Genomic DNA, 3,139 nt, shown 5'->3' on the forward strand with positions numbered 1-3,139 from the left:
TTATTTAGCCAACTCTAATTCAGAGAGTTTTTTTGTACTCAAAAAATTACAATCTAGTTTCACGCCTCAAATAGAAAAACTAGATTGTAATTTTTTGAGTACAAAAAAACTCTCTGAATTAGAGTTGGCTAAATAAATGTAAAATTTTAATTAATCAAAGTTTTGAGGACTATTATCAAGATTTATAAAGTACAACAAATAAGCTGAATTTAGTGTCAAAATTCATCTAACTTCTAACTTATGACTTCTGACTTCGTTAAGTTAACCATGTAGTATCTAAGTAATCAATCTTGGCAAAAGGACTAAGAGCTACTAAAAATTGCTTGCCATAACTACGACGAATTACACGACTATCAAGCAAAGCAACAACACCTTGAGATTCTCTGATAGAGGCAATAGCACTTTGCAATTCCTGTAATGCCTTTGGTAAAAGGTATAATCTAAACCAATCTAAACCCCGTTGCTTATAAAAATTTACTCGTCCAGATACTAAGGGATTTTCCAAAGATGGAAGGGGTAAAGTGGCAATTATCAATAATTTAGGTGCTTTTAATTCCCTTTGATGCTTTTGCCAAAATTCCCAACCAGTAATCAAAATGCCTTGTACTCCAGGAGAAGTAGTTTCCACTTGAACTCGGGAACCAAATTCAGAGGCCAAAACAGCGCCCACTTGAGCTTTAAGTGGTACATCTCCGATGACGATCACTATTAATCCATCAACAGCATTAGAACTGATATACAATAAAGTCCTTATTTCTTGAATTAATGCTTCCTGAAATTTAGGTGTATTTGGCATCGGCAAACCATTGGGCAGATATAATTGAATCATCTCATTGCGACGATCAGGGGAAAATTTAACGCAGGTCAAGTCCTCTAACCCCATCATCTTTCTATAGGTAGAAGCTTTGGCCTCTAGGTCTAATGCTCCTCCAATAATTACTACAGGTTGTTGAGTCCATATATTATTAAGAGCTTCAGATAAATCACAAGGAGTGCAGTATAAAGAAAACGATCCTCTCTGGCGATGAATTTCTGCCCACCTTAATTGTCCATCGCTTTGCCACTTCAACCAAAAATCATTATTCAAATGATTACGATGTAATTCCTTGTTTCTTGAAGTTAATGACAAATGTTCTATTAGATTTTGTAAAATCTGCTCCTCATCTTGTTCAATTAAGTAGCAACTGTAGGGGTTTGCTGGATGTTGGAAGAGCGATCGTGTTAAATTTATCCTAGCTTCACGAATAAAGTCAGCTTGATCGGAGTAAACTTGCATCAGTTGATTCCAGTCAGCAGATAAAAAACTGCTAGTTAAATAATTTTGAATCCAAGTTTCTAGCTCGTCTGCCCAATCTATAATTGTGGGAATACCTTGAGAAAACTGCCCATCTGGCCATTGGTTAATTAACCAAGCTTCAGGAGTTATTAGTAGTAGTCCATTAAAGTCAGAATCTGGTTGTGGATAGGTTTGGATTGGCTTATTGGGCAGTGATGAGCTACTGTATGAATTATTTCCAAGCAACTTAGGAATTTCTACCCTAAGTAAATGTTCCTGTACTGGCCGAGGAGCGACTAATATTGTTTTTTGAGGCCACATTAAAATTGGTACTAGGTAGCTTAACTGATATTGTTGATTATGACTACCTGGCGGACACCCCGTTTGAATCAAAGCACTACGCCCCAGTCGCAAGGCCCTCGCTACTAAACGTGCCATCGTCAAATTATGAGGCCATTGAGGTTCATTTTGCGATCGCAGGAAATTACGCAGGGATCTATGGACTTCTACTTCGATCACAAACTTTGACCCAAATAATAAAAGCTGTTGATAAAATCAATTACCTTATTTTTAGGAGGCAAAGAAAAGGTTTGCTCTGTTATATTTTGACAGTTTTTTTTACCAAATCCTGGATTACTACTTAATACTAAACTCTGACCACTTGAATTATTTAAAATTAATTGAGTAGGGCTTGAAAAAAAAGCAATTTTGTCCCTAACAGACTCAATGATTGTTTGGATTCGTTGATTTTTTTTGACAAGCTGTTCCATTTTTATTTCCAATTCTAATATTTTGGTATTCATTTTTTGTAAAGGAATATTTTCGACAATTTCTATCACATTAACTTGAGCTTTTCTAGCATCAGCAAAAGGAAAAATCACAATAAATGCAAGCAGAAATAACAGTTCATCACTATCTACTCTAAAATTCAAAATAGTTTTTTGGTAACTAACTTCAATATTGGGAGGACGAGTAACAAAATTATAATCCTTACCCAAATGATAGTAGGTTGTAGCAAGAGCTACATTAGCTTTTAGGTCTAAAGGTGAATCAACAATAATTTGAACTGTTGGAGATTGTTGGCTAAAAAATTTCTTAGATTCTGCTGATGATTTAAAATAATAAACTTGGCTATGATCTCCTTTGGGACTAGTATCAATCCATTCACAAACAATTTCATCAGCTTTAATATTTAATCTGGGAACTTCATAAAGTTTTGCTCCAGTCAAAATTGCCCCTGATAAATCTACTCCCACTAAATCAGTTCTCATTAAATTGGCTTCAGTTAAATCAGCATGAACTAAACTAGCATTAGTTAATTTTGTATTAGTTAAATTTGCTTTACGAAGATTTGCCCCACTCAACTTAACATTAGTCAGGTTAGCATTAGTTAAGTCAGCTCCATTAAGAATAGCCCATCTAAGATTAGCTCCATTGAACTTGGCATTCCTGAGATTAGCCATACTTAGATTAGCCTGTCTTAATTCAGCATTGGTAAAATCAGCTCCTTGTAAATCTGCTTTTGTTAGATCAGCACTATGGAGGATAGCTTGTTCTAGATTAGTTTCTTTTACTGTGGCAACTCGAAGATTTACACTGCTAAGGTTAGCTTGCTTTAAGTTTGCTTCTGTCAGGATAGCTTCTCTCATATCAGCACCACTGAGATTTGCTCTGTTGAGATTAGCTAGAGTCATGTCTACTCTAACTAATTCTCCTCTAACTAATGTAGCTCTAACTAATGTAGCTTCCCTAAGATTAGTTCGGACTAGATTGGCCACATTTAAAGTGGCTTGGTTCAATATTGCCCTGTTGATATTGGCATTGCTAAGGCGAGCTACATTAGTTAGAGGAGAATTAGTTAGA

Annotated in this window: 2 protein-coding genes; both read right to left on the reverse strand. The window is 35.5% G+C overall.

Annotated features, from left to right (window positions below; translation table 11 throughout):
* Positions 1-256: 256 nt before the first annotated feature.
* Positions 257-1,795, reverse strand: coding sequence for a helicase C-terminal domain-containing protein (locus tag F6K13_RS25550; protein ID WP_124144570.1), 1,539 nt, complete (start codon positions 1,793-1,795; stop codon positions 257-259).
* On the reverse strand, positions 1,792-3,139 hold a 1,348-nt coding region (locus F6K13_RS25555), incomplete at its 5' end, for a pentapeptide repeat-containing protein (protein WP_287288784.1). The genes F6K13_RS25555 and F6K13_RS25550, both read right to left, overlap by 4 nt.

Origin of the sequence: Okeania sp. SIO2B9 (assembly GCF_010672505.1) — a bacterium.
Classification (GTDB): Bacteria; Cyanobacteriota; Cyanobacteriia; order Cyanobacteriales; family Microcoleaceae; genus Okeania; species Okeania hirsuta.